This is a genomic window from Robinsoniella sp. RHS, assembly GCF_001029355.1.
GTDB classification, from domain to species: domain Bacteria; phylum Bacillota; class Clostridia; order Lachnospirales; family Lachnospiraceae; genus Robinsoniella; species Robinsoniella peoriensis.
The window spans coordinates 202,983-223,999 of the sequence record NZ_JNGB01000003.1 but is presented as its reverse complement, the minus strand read 5'-3'; the positions used below and the strand labels follow the sequence as shown (position 1 = coordinate 223,999).

13 protein-coding genes are annotated in these 21,017 nt (G+C 39.5%); 11 read left to right on the top strand and 2 right to left on the bottom strand.

Annotation, left to right across the window (positions count from 1 at the left end; all coding sequences use genetic code 11):
- Positions 1-57: 57 nt before the first annotated feature.
- Entirely contained in the window at positions 58-198 is a 141-nt protein-coding gene (locus tag RHS_RS02815; RefSeq protein ID WP_027293937.1) for a DUF6364 family protein, read from the bottom strand.
- 222 nt (positions 199-420) lie between these two features.
- On the opposite strand from RHS_RS02815, the gene RHS_RS02810 reads away from it, so the two are divergent.
- Both RHS_RS02810 and RHS_RS02805 read left to right on the top strand, forming a co-directional pair.
- Positions 421-642, top strand: coding sequence for a hypothetical protein (locus tag RHS_RS02810; protein WP_027293938.1), 222 nt, complete (start codon positions 421-423; stop codon positions 640-642).
- A 135-nt stretch (positions 643-777) separates the two neighbouring features.
- The gene (locus RHS_RS02805) at positions 778-1,866 is read left to right on the top strand and encodes an LCP family protein (protein ID WP_242849088.1); all 1,089 of its coding nucleotides are present in this window, start codon (positions 778-780) and stop codon (positions 1,864-1,866) included.
- A 42-nt stretch (positions 1,867-1,908) separates the two neighbouring features.
- Here RHS_RS02805 and RHS_RS02800 read toward each other — a convergent pair whose 3' ends face one another.
- Positions 1,909-3,075: a cyclopropane-fatty-acyl-phospholipid synthase family protein gene (locus tag RHS_RS02800; protein ID WP_027293940.1), complete on the bottom strand. Its 1,167-nt coding sequence runs from the start codon at positions 3,073-3,075 to the stop codon at positions 1,909-1,911.
- 332 nt (positions 3,076-3,407) lie between these two features.
- On the opposite strand from RHS_RS02800, the gene RHS_RS29965 reads away from it, so the two are divergent.
- From RHS_RS29965 to RHS_RS02755, 9 genes are all read left to right on the top strand, one after another.
- Positions 3,408-5,369 carry an NlpC/P60 family protein gene (locus tag RHS_RS29965; protein ID WP_395021069.1) on the top strand — a complete coding sequence of 654 codons (1,962 nt, stop codon included), beginning with the start codon at positions 3,408-3,410 and terminating at the stop codon, positions 5,367-5,369.
- A 102-nt stretch (positions 5,370-5,471) separates the two neighbouring features.
- A complete protein-coding gene (locus RHS_RS02790; RefSeq protein ID WP_047832247.1) occupies positions 5,472-6,848 on the top strand; it encodes an MATE family efflux transporter in 1,377 nt (458 codons plus the stop codon).
- A gap of 558 nt (positions 6,849-7,406) precedes the next feature.
- Positions 7,407-8,189, top strand: a complete 783-nt coding sequence (locus RHS_RS02785; protein ID WP_047832246.1) for a hypothetical protein — start codon at positions 7,407-7,409, stop codon at positions 8,187-8,189.
- Positions 8,168-9,859, top strand: a complete 1,692-nt coding sequence (locus RHS_RS02780; RefSeq protein ID WP_047832245.1) for a hypothetical protein — start codon at positions 8,168-8,170, stop codon at positions 9,857-9,859. The genes RHS_RS02785 and RHS_RS02780 overlap by 22 nt, the downstream gene beginning before the upstream one ends.
- Complete coding sequence (locus RHS_RS02775) at positions 9,856-10,383, top strand: hypothetical protein (protein ID WP_047832244.1); 528 nt, start codon at positions 9,856-9,858, stop codon at positions 10,381-10,383. The genes RHS_RS02780 and RHS_RS02775 overlap by 4 nt, the downstream gene beginning before the upstream one ends.
- Before the next feature lie 639 nt (positions 10,384-11,022).
- Positions 11,023-11,502, top strand: coding sequence for a hypothetical protein (locus RHS_RS02770; protein WP_047832243.1), 480 nt, complete (start codon positions 11,023-11,025; stop codon positions 11,500-11,502).
- Positions 11,503-11,670: 168 nt separating this feature from the next.
- Positions 11,671-16,854 (top strand): Ig-like domain-containing protein, encoded by a 5,184-nt coding sequence (locus RHS_RS29960; RefSeq protein ID WP_395021065.1) that lies wholly within the window; start codon positions 11,671-11,673, stop codon positions 16,852-16,854.
- Positions 16,855-17,172: 318 nt separating this feature from the next.
- Positions 17,173-19,893, top strand: coding sequence for an Ig-like domain-containing protein (locus RHS_RS29955; RefSeq protein WP_395021063.1), 2,721 nt, complete (start codon positions 17,173-17,175; stop codon positions 19,891-19,893).
- 74 nt (positions 19,894-19,967) lie between these two features.
- The gene (locus tag RHS_RS02755) at positions 19,968-20,795 is read left to right on the top strand and encodes an HTH domain-containing protein (RefSeq protein WP_027293952.1); all 828 of its coding nucleotides are present in this window, start codon (positions 19,968-19,970) and stop codon (positions 20,793-20,795) included.
- Positions 20,796-21,017 lie beyond the last annotated feature (222 nt).

Sequence of the window (21,017 nt, the reverse complement as noted above, 5' to 3'; positions counted from 1 at the left end):
AATATGAGATCTGGAAAGGAACGGGAAAGCTGAAAAGCGGTACCGTTCCTTTTTTTATCAATCGATACCCAGATTTTTGATGTGTGCTTTGAGCGCAATGTTAATGTATTGTGATAAAGAGCGCTCATCAGAATCAGCTAATTGCCGTAGCTTTTTAATTACATTTGTTTCCAGTGTTAAGCTGACCTTTTTTTTCATCTTCTCATCTCCCTGTAGTAAAAATTGGCAAAATTATTATATACCCTGCTTTCGGTTTTTACCATGTGCAAATGATACAGGAATCTTAAAAAAACATGGATATTATATAAGATTATTTTTCAAATTTTACCAGCATAATTGAAAAATAATGAGCATTATAGTAAAATATTAATTTATAATCATTTATTGCAAATAATAAAAGATATGGGGAGAATGTGAATTATGGATGAACATGATAATGAATATTTATTTATTCATGAACAGTTCTATCAGGAGCTGGACAAATTGAAACCGGTGGAGAAGCTGTGCGTGATGCAGCATATCCTTTTGGATCATGACACTAGGTATAAGCTTTATTGTATGGCACGAAACCGGGCGGAAGCTGAAAAATTAAACGAAGCCCTGAACACAATTTTCACATACGGAAGCCAGATTGTACGCTGACCATTTGAAACGGTAATTTTCATTAAGCTTTCTTAATCTTTCTTTAAATCTCAGCGAATGCAGTCAAAAAATGTTATAATACCACAGACATCAGTTTTAGCATTGAATGATCCGCTTTTATGAGAGGAGAAAATTATGAGTTATTCAAGAGATCAGTACAATAACCAATATGGAGGATATCCGCAAAATGGCAGGATGCCTAAGCGGAAAAAGAAAAGAAGAATATGGCCGTTTATTTTATTAGTATTGCTTTTACTCATTGGGGCAGCAGCAGTGTTTGTTCTTGTGAAATTTGCGAAGATCCAGCGTAATGATATCCCGAAAGAGGATCTGGTTATCAATACAAATCTGGATCCGGCTGAACTTAAAAATATGTCCGGCTATACCAATATTGCATTTTTTGGTGTGGATTCCCGTGAAGGAAGTCTTTCTTCAGGGGCAAACAGCGATACGATTATGATATGCAGTATCAACAATAAAACAAAAGAAATCAAACTGGCATCAGTTTATCGTGACAGTTACCTGGATAATACCCAGGGAGGATATCAGAAAGCAACAGAAGTATATTCCATTGGAGGACCAAAGCAGTCTTTAAATATGCTGAACAAAAACCTGGATTTGAATCTGAGTGATTATATTACAGTTGATTTTCAGGCACTTGTAGAAGCAGTTGATTTGTTAGGCGGCGTTGATATAGAGTTGACGGAAGGTGAAGTACAGTGGCTGAATGGTTATCTGGTTGAGGGACGGGAAGTTGTGGGAAAAGAAACACCCGATGTTCCAGGACCGGGCATGCAGCATTTAAATGGTATGCAGGCGCTGGCATACAGCCGTATCCGTTACATCGGACTTGATTATGAACGTACGGAACGCCAGAGAAAAGTATTAGAACAGCTGATGCAGAAGGCAAAAACAACCGATTTGCTCACATTAAATAAAGCGATCGATACAATTCTGCCTATGGTCCTTACAAGCCTTTCTAATACGGAAATATTAAAGCTGGCAACAGGTATATCCGGTTATAACATGGGAGAAACCACAGGTTTTCCAATGGATAAAGATACTGCGGATATTCCATCAGCGGGAGACTGTGTGGTTCCTAAAAATCTTGCAAATAATGTTGTTCAGCTTCATCAGTTTTTATTCAGCGGGGAAAGCTATACCCCATCAGCAACTGTGCAGGAAATCAGTAATCAGATCATTAATAATACAGGCATCCAGTAAAAAGCAAAATAGAGTGGTATAGCCACTCTATTTATGAATGGACTAATACCACCTGGTCATTGGAAGATCATTATTGATGCCTTTTGAGATTAAGATCTGGTTCAGGTCGATGATACCATTGTGGAATGTGGCAGCGCACGCATTTAAATACAAATCCCACATTCTGGTGAATTCACTGCCCATCATCTCGTTGATCGTATCACGGTGTTCGTTGAAATTCTGGCTCCAGCAGCGAAGGGTTTTAAAATAGTGACGGCGGAGACTTTCTACGTCCAGGGTGTAGAAATTATAATCACCCAGGATATGAATCATTTCCCGCAGACTTGGCACAGTACCTCCGGGGAAAATATATTTTTTAATCCATGGATCACCGGGATGTTCCTGCAGCGCGCTGATATAGTGCAGCAGGAATAGCCCGCCCTTTTTCAAAACGGAGTCTACATTTTTAATGTACAGTTCGTAGTTGTCACGTCCTACGTGCTCCAGCATGCCTACACTTACAACGCGGTCAAAAGTTCTGCCGCTCTTAGCCAGATCTCTGTAATCCATCAATTCTACAGAAATCTGCCCGGTCAGGCCTTCTTCTTTGATCCTGTCCTGAAATTTTTTCTGCTGTTCTTTGCTGAGTGTAATTCCAAGTCCGGATACACCATATTTTTTAGCAGCTTCAATTAGCAGAAATCCCCAGCCGCAGCCAATGTCAAGGAGGCTCATACCTTTTTGCAGGTAAAGCTTTTCGAGAATGTAATCAACTTTATTTACTTGTGCATCGTACAGGGTATCATTCGCGTTTTTGAAATAGCCGCAGGAGTAGCTCATGGTGTCATCCAGCCATAAGCTGTAGAAATCATTACCGATATCGTAATGAGAAGATACTTCTTTTTGCTGATTCTTTTTCGAGTGTGAAGAGAAGATTAGTTTTTTCAGCGCAGAATGATTTGTGGAAAATTTCCCCATCTGCCCCAAAAAGTGGTCCAGTGCATCAAACAGGTCTCCGTCTATATCGAGATCACCCCGCATGTATGCTTCGCCTAAGGCGAGTGAAGTGCTTGTTAGCAGTTCCTGTTTTGGAATATCATTTTGCAATTTGACCGTAAAGGCGGGGGTCCCGTCACCGATTAGATGTTCTTCTTCTTTTAGCTTTACTAAAAAGGGATATTCATCAAATCTTTGAAGAAATTGAATTAAAAAGTTTTCTGTTAATGTCATTAAATTTACCTCCAGTCGTTTATAGATATTTCTTATAATACCAAAACAGTATGATATTATTTACAAAATAATTATAAACTTATTAAAATACTTTACAATATTAAATCTGTACAATAATTCACGGTTATATACAGCAAATCTTGAAAATATGTAGATTTAGATTGTGAATTTGTTGTGAACAATTATGTTTTGGGGATAAAACACTTGACACAATTGTTAAGTAAGGTATACTAGTATTATGAATTAATTTACATAATTATATGAAATTCAATTTGGCATTTAAGCATTAAAAACGAAATTCGCAGCAGGAGACAAAAGGAGAATACAAAAATATGCATTATAAATCATTGTGCAGGGTCATGGTTGCAGCTATGTCGCTTTCCCTGGTAGTTCCCAATGTTTCTATGGCAGCAGAACCCACGACGGTCGCATCAGAGAATCACACGGAGGCTCATTCACAGCCGGTAACAAATCCGGAGACTGAACCAGTTCCGCCAGAGACTCAGCCGTCAGAGACAACGCCATCAGAATCAAATACACCATCAGAAACACCAACTGAACCAACGACTCCGACTGAATCGGAATCACAGCCAAATACCAAACCGGAAACAGAACCACCCACTGAGACAGAGACGCCTTCAACAGGAGAAACGGGAGATGGCACGAATCCGGGTGATGATTCAGAATCCAACTCACAGGACGGGTCAGATACAGAAAAACCTACAGAAAGTGAGACGGAAGATCTACATAAGCAGCCTCAAATCGTAGGAACGGAAAAAGAGACCGAAAAGAAAGATCAGACTGAGAGTAATAAACAGACTGAATCCAATCAAAATCAAACGAATAATTCACAATATGGCAGCAATCAGGAACTGGTTGCAAACCAGCAGATCGTGATACCGCCTCAGATTCTATCTTCATTCCGTTTTGTTACGGTAAAGAAAGTATATGCGCTGTCAAAACAGAAAAATTTAAAGGTATACAGTGACAAAGATACTTCTTCTACGGTAGTTGGAAAACTGCCTAAGAATGGACTTTGTTATGTGCTGCAAAGTGAAGATGAAGAGTGGACATACATAGAGTCCGGATCCGTCAGAGGTTTTGTAAAAGCAGATAAACTTACGACTGGTAAAAAAACCAATAATTATGTAAAGAAAAAGACAGAGAAAAAGTTGCAGAAAGCAACTGCGTTAGTGAATCCCTTAAAGAATCCGGCTTTAACTTTTACAAAAACAACTACGAAGACAACAGTAGTTAAAAAGAGATATGCAATCGCTAAGACAGAAGGATTGAATATCAGAGAAGGTAAATCAGAAGAATCCCGTATCATTGGAAAACTTCCAAAAGGTGCTCTTTGCTATGTGTTAAAAGATGCAAAAAAAGACTGGGTTTACGTAGAATCCGGTGATGTGAGGGGATTTGTAAGCAGCAAACTCCTTATGCAGGGTAAAGAAGCTGAAAAGCTCGTAGAAGAAACCGGCGAAGATGAAATCGCTTTAGCAGATGAGCTGATTGACTCGGAAGAAAATGAAGTACTGTACTATACATTAACTTCAACCAAAGAGGGTGCAATCTCAAGTTCCATCCGTGATTCTATGGTTCGGTTTGCACAGCAGTTCGTAGGCAATGCTTATGTCTGGGGTGGTGTAAGTCTGACAAATGGAGCGGATTGTTCCGGATTTGTACAAAGTATCTATGCACAGTACGGTTACAGCCTTCCGCGTGTAGCTGAAGATCAGGCTCAGTATGGAATGAAAATTCCGGTTGAAGAAGCAGCACCGGGTGATTTAATTTTCTATGCCAGGGATGGTTATATTCACCATGTCGTTATGTATATAGGAGATGGTAAGACTGTAGAGGCACAGAGTACGGCAACCGGTATTGTAAATGCTAATGTTAATACGGGTGAAGCTGTCTGGGCAACCCGAATCATATCAGATGATGATGTAGCCAATGTGGAACTGGTATCCAATAATACAGGTCAGTATACTTCAGCAAGCGATTCCGATATCGGACAGCTTCTGGGTACATTTAAATTAACAGCATATTGCAGCTGCCCGATTTGTTGCGGTCAGTGGTCCGGAGGTCCTACAGCCAGCGGTGCAATGCCAATTCAGGGACGAACCGTAGCTATGGCAGGTGTTCCATTTGGAACCAGACTGGTAATTAATGGTCAGATCTATACCGTTGAAGACAGGGGCACACCTTATGGTCATGTGGATATTTATCTCAATAACCATCAGGAAGCAGTTAATTTTGGCGTACAGTATACGAATGTATATATGGCAAATTAATTTACGTTAAAGATGATAAAGAGCGTCGTATTTCAGAAAATGAAGTACGGCGCTTATAAATTATGGTTAAAATAGAATGTTTGATAAGTTTGGGGGAAGGATATGAAGGCACATCAGACGGACTTTTCCAAAGGAAATGTTTATAAGAATATATTAGAATTAGCTGTGCCAATGACCATGGCACAGCTAATTAACCTTTTGTACAATATCGTTGACCGGGTGTATATCGGCAGAATACCGGAACAGGGTACTCTGGCGCTTACCGGACTGGGTCTCTGCTTTCCGATTATTACAATGGTATCGGCATTTGCAAATTTATTCGGTATGGGTGGGGCTCCGCTTTGTTCCATTGAACGTGGCAAGGGGGAAATTCGGGAAGCAGAGAAGATAATGGGTACATCCTTTTCCATGATGATACTTTGCGGTGTTTTGCTTACGATTTTAGGACTGATCTTTAACAGACCTATATTATATGCTTTTGGGGCGAGTGACGCGACTTATCCATTTGCCAGGGATTATACTATGATTTACCTGTGTGGCAGCGTTTTTGTGATGATTGGACTTGGAATGAACAGCTTTATCAATAGCCAGGGATTTGGACAGATGGGTATGCTGACGGTTTTACTGGGGGCTGTGACCAATATTATATTGGACCCTATATTTATCTTTGTATTTGGTATGGGGGTAAAGGGTGCGGCGCTTGCTACGATTATTTCCCAGTTTCTCTCAGCAATCTGGGTTCTGAAATTTTTGACTGGAAAACGGGCGATCTTAAAGCTCCATTTGAAGACGATGAAAGTGAAATGGCATCGACTTAGGGAGATTGTAGGATTGGGACTGTCTGGATTCATTATGTCCGTTACTAGCAGTGCAGTACAGGTGGTCTGTAATGCAAGCCTGCAGTCCTATGGCGGTGACTTATACGTTGGAGTAATGACGATTTTAAACTCCATACGGGAAATTTTAAGCATGCCGGTGCAGGGAATTACGAATGGGGCGACTCCGGTATTAGGCTTTAATTATGGTGCTGGAAATTTTGGGCAGGTGAAAAAAGCAATTCGATTTATGTCTGTAGTATGTGTAGTTATAACTACAGTATCCTGGCTGATACTTATACTGTTTCCGGAATTTTTTATCCGTATCTTTAATAATGAGCCTGAAATGATACAGGCAAGTGTTGAAGCCATTCAATTATATTTCTTTGGCTTTTTTATGATGGCACTGCAGTTTGCAGGGCAGACAGTTTTCGTATCTCTCGGAAAGGCAAAGCAGGCAGTGTTCTTTTCGCTGCTGCGCAAAGCTGTTATCGTGATACCACTGACCCTTATGCTTCCTCAGATTGGAAGCCTTGGAGTAAAGGGAGTGTTTATCGCAGAACCTGTTTCAAATTTTATCGGGGGCCTGGCATGCTTTATTACCATGCTTTGTATGGTGCTGCCGGAATTATCAGGGAAAAATAGGAAAGAGGTAAAACAGTAGAACGGTAGTAGAATAATAGAAGGGAAAAATTTTAGATAGAAGGGCAATTTTATACAGTAGATTAAAAGAAGTCAGAGAAGTTTTGATAAAATAATATAAGATTATCAGATTTGCCCGTAAAACTCCTTGTTTAAATTGATATAAAAAAGATAGCTGGCACAAGCTTGGTCAACTTTTTTGTATTATGTGTATGGAATGAGCGTTAAGCGATAATGTAATACAGGAACAATCGGGATTGGACAAGATCAGCTTCCTGCAGGTAAAAAATTTATTACAATTAATAACAAAGTGTAAATAGAAGATTTAAAAAAATCAAAGAGTGTTTGATACAAAAGAACAGATAGGACAATATATCTTATCTGTTTTTATTTGTATTAATATTTGATTTTAGACTGTGTGGTGTAACAATCATATGAGTAGGGTATGGCAATCTATTAATTTATTGCAAAAATTTTTTGGCAATATCAATGCATTTCAGTACAATAATAATAAGATTATTACTTTTCATGTTATAATAATTATTAGATTATACGTGTTAAAAAGATGGGGGTAAAAAGGATGAAGAGAAAAAAAGTGATTAAGAAATTAGCAAGCGTAGGATTAGTGTGTAGTTTGTTGCTTAGTAATCAAGTTCATATATTTGCACAAGAAGGTGGAACTATTATTACTGAGCCTGTTACAGAGCAAACAGAAGTTGTGAAGGAAAGTGAAATTATTGTAGAGAATGATTCGAAAGCAAAAATAGAGGATAGTACAGAGGTAGTAGGGAAAGAAGAAGCTGACCATGAAGATGTGGATAACAAATTAAAGGATGACATCAATGAAATGAAACTGGAAATGGAATCAGATACTGTTGGTGGAGATGATAATTTTTTAGAAGATTTTACAGAAAAGAATAGAGATGAGCAGATTTCATACATATGTTCAATAATGCAAAAAGATATAAAAGATTTGGATTTGGTCGAGGAATTAAAGGATATAGATGGAAATCCTTTATATCTTTTGGTAACATTTAAGACAGAAGGGTATGCTGTTTTAATAAATGGATGTAATTATTCAGTGGAGTATACAGAAAAAGGACAAAACCCTTATGTTAGAGTTGTAGGAGAAAAATACTATTTAGGACCCTTACAGTATTTTTATAATGAAGGTGGTAGTCTCCATAACGTTATTACGAAGGAAATAATTTCAGATGATGATATGTGGCTAGGTAATTCAATAAAAGCAAAAGTATTGGAGATCAAAAAAAATCTCAAGAAACAGGGGACGTTAGCAGTAATTTTGAATCAAAGCAGGCTAATCCATATGAAGAAATTCTTGTGCCATATGTTGATGAAATAGAGAATATGTATTTTGGTGATAATGTCGGAACAGATATAAATCCGCATGGAACGTGTGGTATTTTGGCTTCTAGTATGATGCTTACATATTACGACCGCTTTATTAATAATAACTTTCTTCCCAAAAATCTTGAACTTGTGAAGCATTATGATGATACACTTCATGAGGAATTAATAAACAATTATCAAGTAGGTGCAACACTTGGAGGCTCTTTTCCCAGCGATGATGCGCAGCTGTTAAATCTTTATATCGGACAGAATGGATATATAAGAAACGGTGGATATCAGGCTAATAGTTCCTTGATATCAACACAGGGATTGATTCAATCAATAATTGAAGGTAGACCAGGATTGATTTATACAGTTTTCAACGAAAAATATGAAAAGCATACAATGCTTGCTTATGGATATAAGCTTGAAAATGGGATTGGAAAATTTAAAATACATACAGGGTGGCATGATAGAGATCTGAATACAATTTATTGCCAAAGAGAAGGAAGTGGTGATATTTGTGATCATACAAATGGACCATGGATTGATAGCGGACTGTTGTTAATCGGCGGTTCCACCTGGTTGGAAAAATATGAACAACATAACCATGATTTTTCAGAATGGATGGGAGTATCAGATATTGGAGATAGACCATTGATGAAGTGCAAAATATGTGATTTACTCACGGAGGATGATTATCCTAATAATATGCAATATTCAATTATGATGGATTATGACACTACAACCTCTGGAAAAATAAATTATAGTGGTGACGTTGACTGGTTTAAGATAGATGCACCCTACAAGGGAGGATATACGGTCAGGACAGTAGGAAAAAACATGGGAAACGGAACAATGTACCTGAACCTATATTCGGAAAAAGGGAATTTGATCCATTCCTGGCAAGGAGGGGATACGAATAAATATCTGGTTCTGGAAAAAGGGGTATATTATCTACGCGTCGCATCCTCACTGGTAACAGCAGATTATACAGTGGAAATAGGAAAATCGGAAGAAGATCAGGTAGGGGATACCCTTGCGGATGCCACAGAACTGAAGTTTGATACACTGGTGGAAGAAAAAATAAATTATAGTGGCGATGCTGACTGGTTTAAGATAGATGCACCTTATAAGGGAGGATATACGGTCAGGACAGTAGGAAAAAACATGGGAAACGGAACAATGTACCTGAACCTATATTCGGAAAAAGGGAATTTGATCCATTCCTGGCAGGGAGGGGATACGAATAAATATCTGGTTCTGGAAAAAGGGGTATATTATCTACGCGTCGCATCCTCACTGGTAACAGCAGATTATACAGTGGAAATAGGAAAATCGGAAGAAGATCAGGTAGGGGATACCCTTGTGGATGCTACAGAACTGAAGTTTGATACACTGGTGGAAGCAAAAATAAATTATAGTGGCGATGCTGACTGGTTTAAGATAGATGTACCTTATAAGGGAGGATATACGGTCAGGACAGTAGGAAAAAACATGGGAAACGGAACAATGTACCTGAACCTATATTCGGAAAAAGGGAATTTGATCTATTACTGGCAAGGAGGGGATACGAATAAATATCTGGTTCTGGAAAAAGGGGTATATTATCTACGCGTCGCATCCTCACTGGTAACGGTTAATTATACAGTGGAAATAAGAAAAGAGGAGGATGTAAAATGAAGAAGATTATAAAAAAACTAATATTCATAGTTATTATTATATTAAGTGTATTTGGAATATGGCAATTGGTTAAAGTAGCTCATGATGCAGATCATATATTTAATCGAACAAGATATGTGTTTGATGGAAAGGTTCTTACCATAAATGAAATTAGAGAAAAATCTTATGGCTTTTATGGTAAAAACAATATGAAAGATAGGACATTTGCAATAAAAGAAGGATCTATAACAGATAAGATATTTAAACAAAAAGTGAAAGGGGTAAATAAAATAATGGAAAAACAAATTATTACAGAAACAACTCCTTTTCAAGAATTCGATCTGAGTGGAGGACAAGCGTGGGTGCAAAAGCAGTGTTCTATACTAAAACCAGTTTTTTATGAATATAGTTTTTACGAATATCATGAAAAAGTATATATTAGGATGAAATTTGCGGTTGACTACAAAAGGAATTCTTTATCTGGAATGTATGAATTTGAAGATGTAACAGTAGAACAATTGAAACAGCTAATAAATAGCAGATAAAAAGATGGGTATTTCTGGAAATACTAATAATGTCGGAACAGTCCAGTTAAAAAAACTGCCGTTCCGGCTCTTTTTATTTTAAAGATACTGGCTAAGCCTTTTACTGTAAAGGACTACCAACATCATAAAAGGCTTGAACCGTTAATACTTTATAGTTACTAAGACAAAGAGTGTGTTTCTAAATGACAGCTCACTGGAAACGATGCTGTATCTTGCCAGTGGGAATGTCATAAAAAAATGGACTTAGAGATATCGAAACTGTGACAGGGTGCTGAACCAGTTGATTGGAAGCAGGGGAGCGGGCCCAGGGGGATAAGACTTGTCAAACGAAGTTTGAGGATTTTATAAATGGTGTTTAATGTATTTCTTAATGTTTCTCAGTGTAAGCAGCTTCAAATGGGTAAAATCCTGTTTGCAGCTGCTTTTGTTTTGAGAAAAAATATCATTGTTGCCGTGAGACAACCCTGATTTCATTAGCAACTGCGGTGAGTTATGGAAATATATGGATATAAACGGTGCGCAAAAGCAACGAAAATAAGTATTGCAATTAAAAATATGCAGTAATATAATGACAACCAGTTAGCAAGTGCTAATTGAAACTAATAATTTATATTTAACCCAAATAGGAGGGAACACATTATGAACAGAATTGCAAAAAAATTATTCGCAGCAGGATTAGCAGGAAGCATGACACTTAGTATGGGACTGACTGCATTTGCAGCAGAACAGCAGGGACCATTTGATGCAAAATTGTATAAAACAGGTACTACGACATTATCCATGGGTGATGGGGCACTTTTGGATGCTGTATATACTGAGACTTCAGGTGGGATTCAGGTTACGGTAAATGTAGATGAAGGTTTTAAGGCTTATGGGATGAGCGGGTCTCTCACAAAAGTATATATGGATACGGATGGGGATGGTGTAATCAATAAAGATGTGAATGTGGTAGCAGACCGGGACGGTAATGATAAAACGGATGCCCTTATCTTTACTTACACAGGTCCTGTATCCGATACAGAGAATTTAAAAATAAAAGGTGATTTTACAATCAGCGTATTGAATTTCATGCCAATGAATTCTATTGGTGATTTGGTGATTGAAAACCATGCAAAATAGCAATATTGCATTCATTTAAATCAGCATTGGCTGTGTATGGTGAAAGTAATCATATAAAATATTTTGTAAATGTATATGATTATTGAAAGTTCAGATTGAGAAGAATTTTCGTTTATACGTGAATTCTTCTTAATTACTGTTTAAAAAGAAAATTAACGGGAGGAAATCATGAAAATAATACTGAAAAAAAGCATAGCTGTTATGCTGGCATTCGCCATGATTATGACTTGTTTTTCTTTGGATGTATCTGCAGCGGAGGAAAAAACCGTTTTGGAACAATTTCAAGAAAAACTGGAATATGCTTTGACGCTAAAAGAAGAAGATTATACACCGGAAACGTGGAAACCATTTAAGGAGTATGTATTGGACCAAATGGCGGTGAATCCGGACATCCCCACTTATCCGGAGGCTGTAATTAAAAATTTTCTGAATTCCATTACAGCGTATTTGGATCAGCTGGAAAAAAAGGAAAAGACAGTTTATGAACAATTGCTGGAGAGAATTAGTTATGCAAAAACCCTGAAGGAAGAAGATTATACGCCGGCTTCCTGGAATTATTTTTCGGAATTTATGCAGGGGATAGAGGGGAATGAATATCTGGAGCCCATGGCAGCCATGTTTCTTGGCGGTTTAAATGCAGCCATCGATCAGTTGGTACCGGTGAATTCAGATACTACCACATTAGAAGACGGAGTGTATTCCGTGGGCTTATCCCTTTGGAGAAATTTTCAAAAAAGTGTTGATTTTTTCACACAGGAAATTCCGGTCCCGATTGTGAAAAATGGGATGATTACGGCAAAAGACGGTAAATATACATTAACATTAAAGATTTACCATTATTCTGATATGAAGTCCATAGAGGTATTAAAACCCGAATATCAAAAAAACCAGACAGCTGATGACTGGACTTTACTTTATAACTTTGGAACGAAAGGATTTTTACATAACTTCAATCCTTTGGAGAGCAATTTACATCCAAACGTTATAAATAGATTTTCTGCTGAAAATGATAATTTCTGGTCGGATGTGAAAATGGAAGAGGATTCTGATGATTCCGTTTATGTTTCGTTTGAAGTGAACGATTTATCCCAGGATATCTATGGAGACATTGTTTATTCTGTAGAGAAGAATGATGAAGAATATTATCTGTTCAATTATTTTTTGGCATCCTTAGATGTAAGCAGCATAAAGCAAATGCAGGAGCTTCCGCTTGCAGATAGTGAAGGAGAAGCGGGCTGCAGTAAAGGAGTGCTTTATGAGGCTGACGCACTATGTTTCCCGGATGAGTTGGGGAGATATACAATTTCCCAGGGAAAGATGACTCTGACCTACAGGTTTGATAACAAAGAGCAGCAGGAACAGATTAAAGATCCGGTAAAATTATACGACTGGAATAAGAATCTTATAAACTTGACGGATGAAGGTGAATTTTCGGCTGTTTACGAAAATTATAAAGATTTAATTTTTGGAAAAAGGTACTTGCTGATATCGAATCTCCTCAGTACCACATATCGCGCCTATGATATGATCCCCCAACTGGATGTCAAAACAATTTCATTGGAAGATCCCCAGTCAGGCACCATACTGGAAAGCAACAATTATGTGGTCTCTGAAGATGCCACGCTGAAATCAGAAGAAGTTACAGATAATCCGGATGAGTGGGATTTATATGATGATATCGATAATAATATAGGGGGCATAGCCAAAAATATACTGGCTTTCCGCTATTATATACAAAGCGGTGAGAATAAGATAACAAAACCAACACAAAAAGTAACTTTTAAGTTTAAGATACCGGATGACTGGGATAAGACAAGAATCCAGTTATTCAGAATGGCAGCAGAGGGTCCGGACTTAAGCGTTCAGGGCGGAAAAGTGGAAGGGGATTATTATGTAATCCAGACCAACGACATATCAAATTATGCCTTATATGAAGTTAAAAATGCAGACCAGGATGCACCAGAGCTTTTAGATGGAACCTATACTGTCCCTGTTACCGTATGGCATATCGTGGATGAAGGAAAACAGTCCATGTCTTCTAAATGCGTTGGCAAAACAGCGAAAATCGTAGTGAAAGACGGTGTGAAGACCATGTGGCTGGATTACCGTATGGTGACTAATGGATTGCTAGAGTCTTATATGACGGACATGTGGTATTATGACAAGGATGTAACTTACGATGCCGCAGGATACCCTCAGGGTGAGATACATCGGGTAACCTTTAACTCATATTTTAAATATGATGACGGATCTTATCTCACAGATATATTCAATGAGGGAACAGGGAGGTATTACCCTAAGACCGGATATTTTGTATTGCCCAGCGATAAAGCACAATTCCCGGTAAGGTTCCGTGTTCCGGTCATGGATGGATTTTCTGAAACCGGAGACAATTCCCAGGATGCCAGATTTTCTATTGACTATGCAAATATTAAAAAAGTATCAGATGATACGCTAGATCCTGATCCGGAAGAAATCCCACCGTCAGGACAGCAGACAGTCCTTGTAAATGATGGTATTTATACAACAGACAGTGCACTCTGGATTATGCGTTCTAACAGTGAGAGCGAATATAATGGTGTCATCAAAGGAGCGCGCCTTGCAGTAAAAGGTGGAAAAGTTACCGCATTTATTGATTTGCAGTCAGTAAAAGCAGGTTCGGGTGATATCTGGCTTACAAGTCTCAGTTACCAGGATGGGGAAGCATATAAAGATGCAGAAGTTACGCAGAAAGACGAAGATGGGAATATTACACAGGTAAAACTCACCCTGCCTTCCAGCGTAACATGTACAAATGTAAAGGCATCGTTCTCTGATATCAGTGAGGAAGGCCGTATATTCCTGGATCTTAGGAATGTAAAAGAACAACAGTCGGATAAGACCGGCTTAATGGAAAAACTTGCAGAAGCAAAATCTTATGAAAAAGACGGGTTTACGGCAGATACCTGGGAAAAGTTACATAATGCAGTGACCACTGCCCAGAAAATAGCAGATCATGCTGCTGCAAATCAGACAGAGATTGATGAACAGACAACATTACTGGAAGCCGCCATAGCAGGACTGATGCCTGCCGACAAACCAGGAGAAGTAAAGAAACAGGCTCTCAGAGAAGCACTAAAAGAAGCAAAAACATTTGAGGCAGAAGACTATACAGAGGAAAGTTTTGCTGATTTACAGGCAGTTATTGCAGAAGCCCAGGCAGTTGCAGATGATAAAAATGCGGATCAGCAGTCTGTAGATGCACAGGTAACTGCAGTGCAGGCGGCGGTGGCATCCCTTGTGAAATCCCAGACACCGGAAGCGGCAGATAAAACGGCACTGGATTTAGCGCTTGAGAAGGCAAATTCCTATACAGAGCAGGGTGCCTATACAACGGAGAGTTTTCATACCCTGCAGACAGCGATAATTTCAGCATCTCTTGTAAATGAAGATGTAAATGTCTCCCAGGAAGCAGTTGACCGGCAGAGTGCTTTATTAGATGCAGCCATAAATGCATTAACAGAGAATACAAAAGGTGTATTGAAAGACGGTACTTACATCATCCCGGCAATTCTGCGCCATTCGAGTAATCAACAGGATTCAATGGGAAATGCAGCGCTTATAAAACCATCCACACTTACTGTAGCAGAAGGAACTGCAACAATAACCATGGATTTTGAACCTTTGACCATTGCAGCATTTGGAAAAGGATATTTAGCAAGATTACAATATCTGACTTATGAAGGAGATGAATATCCACCGGAAGACAGTGAATTAATCCCGCTGACCGTGGACGCTCAATATACCGATATCTATGATGCTTACAATGATCCGGAAACCGGTCTGGATGAGAGTATAAAAGGACAGTTCTATCCGAAAACCATGTCAATGCCGGTTGCCATTGATGATTCTGAAATCTGGATGCAGGTGTACGTCCCTATTATGGAAAGCATCAGCGAAGGAGCAGGAACACAGTTTGCAAGACTGCAATTAGACTGGGATAACCTGGCATGGAAAGATGGCGGCGGAACAGATACCACCGTACTGAAAGCACTGATTGAAACGGCTGGTTCCCTGGAACAGGGTTCTGCATCCGATGAACTATACGGAGTACTCACCGCAGCAATCCAGTCATCAACTGCACTGGTAAATAATATACGTGCAGAGGAACCGCAGATTCAGGCACAGGAAAATGTTTTAAAGCTTGCTGTGGAAGCGGTAACAGCGGATTCCCAGGGAGCGGACAAAACGGTTCTTCTGCAAAAACTGGAAGAGGCAGAGGTGTATCTTGGACAAACACGTATTTACACGGCCCAGTCATTGGCAGTACTGCAGAATATTTATGATAAGGCAAGGGTGGTCTATGACAAAGAAAGGGCATCTGAGTCTGAAATTACCGCCATAATAAATGCACTGAATATTGCTGTTCAGGGTCTTCATGAAATCGTAAGACCGGATGTGACGGATCTGAATCAGAAAATTAACAGTGCAAAAGCAATCCAGAATACCGGTGGAATTTATACGAAGGCAAGTTTTGCGGCTTTGCAGACAGCGATTGGAAAAGCGCAGTCAGCTGCAGAGGATGATGACAGAACCCTGGAAAGCGTTCAGGCGGCAATTAACCAGCTGCAAAAGGCAGTCACAGGATTAGTGAAGACCAGCATAAGTCTGGATAAAAAGGCTGTGTCCATGACCGTTGAAGAGACAATAACATTAAAAGCTTTCGTAAATGAAACCGGCGCTTCCATTCAATGGACATCTTCGAATCCTAAGATTGCATCTGTTGATAAGAATGGAACGGTAAATGCCATTGCGCCAGGAAGCATAACCATCAAAGCAACTATAAACAGTGTAAGTTCAATCTGTAATATTACAGTCAAAGCAAAAGAAGTGAAACCAGTGCCAAAGCCTACAGCATCTCTGTCACTGAATAAGAGCAAGCTAACACTCTATACAAAAGGTGCCAAAACCTTTACACTAAAAGCAGCCGTTACAGGCAGCAGTAAAAAGGTAATCTGGAAATCCAGTAATACTAAGGTTGCAACTGTGAAAAACGGCAAGATCACAATTAAGAGAAAAACAGGAAGTGCAAAGATTACTGCAACTGCAAACGGAATCACCAGGACCTGTAAGCTTACAGTGAAAAAACCAAGTCTGAAGCTGGCGAAATATAGTAAGACCCTGAAAAAAGGAAAAAGTATCCGGATATCCGCCAAAGCTTTGCCAGGGGGAAAAATCAAATACAAGTCAGATAATAAAAAAGTAGCAACGGTAACCAGTAAAGGACTTGTGAAAACAAAGAAAAAAGGAAATGCGAATATTACAGTAAGCTGCAATGGAATTAAGAAAATTTTCAAAGTCAAGGTAAAATAAAATATACGAAAGAGCGTATCGAACAATTGATACGCTCTTTTTGCAAATGGAGTGATAAAAGCAATTATTAATCACATGCTGAAATTATCACAAGGCTATTAAGTGCTTATAATGAGAAAATATATCACAAGTTGCGTTGGAGCAACTACGAAACGCCTTGTAAATAAAGGCAAAAATGGATATCATCTGGAAAAACGGTTGCACAGTAGCAACAAAATAAGGATTGCAAAATATTACAGCTGGCTATATACTGTTGGAGTCAAAGTTAGCTATGGCTAATTAAATACATACAGAAAGAAACCAGGAGGAATCAGTAAGATGAAAAGAACGACAAAAGCAAAAGGTCTGTCAGTGTTGATGGCAGCAATGATGACCATGAGCTCTTTTTCGGCAGAGGCGTTTGCGGCTGAGCAGGATACAGCAGATTTGATCGTGTCACAATATCAGCAGGAAGCAGCGTATAACCTGCAAGAAGAGTTATTTCAGGTAAGCGCCCAGTTTTGGAAGACGGATAAAGATGAAGTTTCCATGTCCAATGGAATTATAAAAAGTGCCAGATTCATATCAGGGGACGGCGAAATGCAAGTGTACCTGGACGTACAGAAATTAACAGTCAGTATGGGAGGGAATGAGATCAGTGCATATATGCAGGGTCTGCAGTATAAGTCCGGCAATGAGGAAAACTCCTCAGCATCAGAGTATACAGATGCCGAGGTAACCGCACGCGACCAGGACGGAAATATCGCTCAGGTAAAACTGGTACTTCCTGAGAATACAGGACTTACTGATATTATGCTGGACAGCGGTATGATGGGGACACAGGGGGCAAGATTATATCTGGATCTGGAAAATGCAGTATTGCAGGATATCGACAAATCAGAGTTAAATGACCAGATTCAAAAAGCATCTGATTATGAGGAAGCAGCATATACACCAGAAAGTTACACAGTTTTTACAGAAGCATTGGCAGCAGCCGTTAAGACGGCAGCAGATCCTGCTGCATTCCAGGATGAGATAAATAACGCTTCACAAACTCTTGCGTCGGCAATAGCCGCACTGGTGAAGACGGCAGATAAGGAGTATTTGCTTAATGATGGTCTTTACAAAGTTACGGCACAGTTCTGGAAGTCAACAGAAGATGAATTGTCCATGTCCAATGGAATTGTAAAGTCCTGCAGAATTTTATCTGAAAACGGACAGATGAAAGTTTATCTGGATGCCCAGGCTTTATCGGTAGAGATGGGATCGCAGGTCATAACTTCATACATGCAGGGGCTGCAGTATTTAAGTGGAGATGTATATGTGGATGCAGATGTGACAGCCAGAGACAGTGAAGGGAACATTTCCCAGGTCGAACTGGTTCTTGCAAAAAATACGATACTGACAGATATCAAACTGGACAGCGGAAGAGTGCAGCCGGCGAGATTATATCTGGATCTGGAAAATGCAAAAGTCCAAAATGTGGATAAGAGCAGCCTGAATGCACAGATACAGTCAGCATCTGAATATACAGCGTCTGAATATACGGACGAAAGTTTTCAAAATCTGCAGACAGCCCTTCAGGCAGCGAAAGCTGTAGCTGAAAGCCCCATTGCAATGCAGCAGGAAGTATCTGATCAGTCGGATGCACTGATGGCAGCGGTAAACGCACTGGTAAAAAAAGCGTCAGTGGCAGATGGAAATTACACTATTCCGGTCAGCGTATGGCATGCATTAGCTGAACAGCCTTCCATGGGAAATGATGCGGTTATAAAGACTGCAGATCTAACTGTGAAAGATGGAAAAGGAATCTTAAAACTGACATTGCTGCCTGTTGATTTACAGGGGTTAAAAGGTTACCTCGGGTGGATGAAAAAAGTAACTGCAGATGGAACTGTAGATGCAGAAGTGCTGTCCACTTTTGATGTCTATGACAGTTTTAACGATAAGGAAAATGGAACAGATCCCCAGATGAAAGGAAAGGCATATCCAAGCAGTCTGTCATTTCCGGTTGACATAAATCTAAATGAAATGGAAATTCAGATGTACATACCGATTATGGAAGGTATACAATCTGGATCAGGTACACAAAATGCCCGTTTAAGATTAGACTGGACAAAGCTTACCCCAGTTAAAGAGGAAGAGCCGGCAGTAGATTTTTCTGCTTTAAACGCAAAGATTAACAGTGCCAGAGCAATCAACAATAACAATGGAATTTATACAAAGAGCAGCTTTGATGCTTTACAGAATGCCATTGCCAAAGCTCAGGCGGTTGCAGGCAATAAGAACAGCAAGCAGGCGGATGTGGATCAGGCACTTCAGGAACTGCAAAATGCGGTGAACGGACTGGTAAAGGAAAGCCCTGTGCCCACAGCAACTCTGGCATTGGACAAGAGCAATATCACTCTCTATACCAAGGGCAGCACTACCGCTACATTAAAAGCGACTGTGACAGGAAGTAGTCAGGCAGTGACATGGAAATCCAGTAATCCGGCTGTTGTGGAAGTCTTAAACGGAAAACTGACAGCAAAAAAAGCAGGTACTGCAGTGATTACCGCCACAGCTAATGGCATCAGCAAGACTTGTACGGTAACCGTAAAAGCACCGGCTTTAAAATTAAGCAGATCCAAAGCAACCCTTTATATCAATGGAAATAAGACAATAACCCTGAAGGCAGGCGTAACAGGTGCGAGCAGCAAAGTGACCTGGAAATCCGCCGATAAAAAGATTGCAGTGGTAAAGAACGGAAAAGTAACGGCGAAAAAGACCGGGACAGTTAAAATAAAAGCTACCGCAAACGGCATTACGAAGACTTGCACTATCACAGTTAAAAAGCAGAAGCTTCAAATTAAGTCATCTTCTATAGAATTAAAGAAGGGCGAAAAAGTTAAAATCGTGGCAAAGGCAGTGCCAAGTGGAAAAATCACCTATACATCCAATAAGAAAAAAGTAGCAGCTGTAACCAGTAAAGGTGTTGTAAAGGCGAAGAAAAAAGGAACTGCGAAGATTACGGTCCGGTGTAATGGACTGAAAAAAACAGTTACAATAAAAGTGAAGTAATTCCAACAGATTTTAATTTTAACAGGGATGCGGCATAAGATATGCGGCATCCCCTTTTCGGGAGGAGTGAGCGTATGAGAACAGAGCTGACACCGGTACGTGTGAAAATTCTGTTAAATATTTTGAAAATGGAGAAAAACGAATTAAGTGCGGCAAATATAGCAAAAAAACTGCATATTTCCAAGTCAACGGTAAGCCGTGCGGCAGACAGTTTTGCAAATGAGAAAATACTGTATGAAAAAGAGTTAAAATTTACGCCTTATGGAGAAAAACAGGTCAAAAGAATTGATCATGAAAAAGAGATCCTCCAGAACTGGTTTATCAGTGAAGGCGGAATGTCTTTTCAAGAGGCAGAAGATCAGGCGATTCATCTTTTGCTATGCACTGCTGACCAGACCAGGGAGCTGCTGATCGAAAAACTGGCAAGCGCCGCTAACAGATGTGCCCTCTGCGATGTGGATGGATTCTGTGAAAAGTGTATTGACTATCTTCTGGCTGACGGGGAATATTCTATTGCTTATACGATTTATAAAGATAATTCCAAAGAACATCTCCAGGTATCCATGGCAAATGAAGGCTTCTGCCACCCTGGCATTCTACGTGTGAAAGATGGTGTGGGATACGTATATCTGAAGTCAAAACGGCTGGTTCGCCCGCTTCCTACGGGAAAAGGAATGATGTCCGGACAGGTAGATGAGGTGGCATATCTGATGAACCATCAATTTCAGGCAGCAGTACGTAATAACAATATCTGGAGCTTTCCTACTTCCTGTATGAAATTTACCTACAATAAAGGAGAAGGGGTCTTGCTTGGAAGTGCTCCTCTGAAAATGAAATGTTCTTCAGGCAGTATGTATATGCCCGAAAGTGTAGCAATATTTACTATGGCACTGGTGCTGTAAAGGATACCGAAATGATAAGATTTATCATAGTTGCGCAGGTGCAACCCGGTATTTCCTTTATTAAATGCGCTGTGGTAAGGATTTTACATAAAGTCAGGTTGCATGGGAGCAACTTTTTCTTTCCTTGATCATATTTAATTTATCATTATAATAGAGAAAAGAGGTTAGCCGAGACTAACGACAGGGCGTGTCTGAATCATTATTGCACCCAGGCATAAGTGA

Coding starts and splice junctions, on each gene's coding strand:
- RHS_RS02800 (WP_027293940.1), bottom strand. CDS start 3,075: ATGACATTAACAGAAAACTTTTTAATTCAATTTCTTCAAAGATTTGAT.
- RHS_RS02755 (WP_027293952.1), top strand. CDS start 19,968: ATGAGAACAGAGCTGACACCGGTACGTGTGAAAATTCTGTTAAATATT.
- RHS_RS02805 (WP_242849088.1), top strand. CDS start 778: ATGAGTTATTCAAGAGATCAGTACAATAACCAATATGGAGGATATCCG.
- RHS_RS29960 (WP_395021065.1), top strand. CDS start 11,671: ATGAAAATAATACTGAAAAAAAGCATAGCTGTTATGCTGGCATTCGCC.
- RHS_RS29955 (WP_395021063.1), top strand. CDS start 17,173: ATGAAAAGAACGACAAAAGCAAAAGGTCTGTCAGTGTTGATGGCAGCA.
- RHS_RS02785 (WP_047832246.1), top strand. CDS start 7,407: ATGAAGAGAAAAAAAGTGATTAAGAAATTAGCAAGCGTAGGATTAGTG.
- RHS_RS02810 (WP_027293938.1), top strand. CDS start 421: ATGGATGAACATGATAATGAATATTTATTTATTCATGAACAGTTCTAT.
- RHS_RS02790 (WP_047832247.1), top strand. CDS start 5,472: ATGAAGGCACATCAGACGGACTTTTCCAAAGGAAATGTTTATAAGAAT.
- RHS_RS02770 (WP_047832243.1), top strand. CDS start 11,023: ATGAACAGAATTGCAAAAAAATTATTCGCAGCAGGATTAGCAGGAAGC.
- RHS_RS02815 (WP_027293937.1), bottom strand. CDS start 198: ATGAAAAAAAAGGTCAGCTTAACACTGGAAACAAATGTAATTAAAAAG.
- RHS_RS29965 (WP_395021069.1), top strand. CDS start 3,408: ATGCATTATAAATCATTGTGCAGGGTCATGGTTGCAGCTATGTCGCTT.
- RHS_RS02775 (WP_047832244.1), top strand. CDS start 9,856: ATGAAGAAGATTATAAAAAAACTAATATTCATAGTTATTATTATATTA.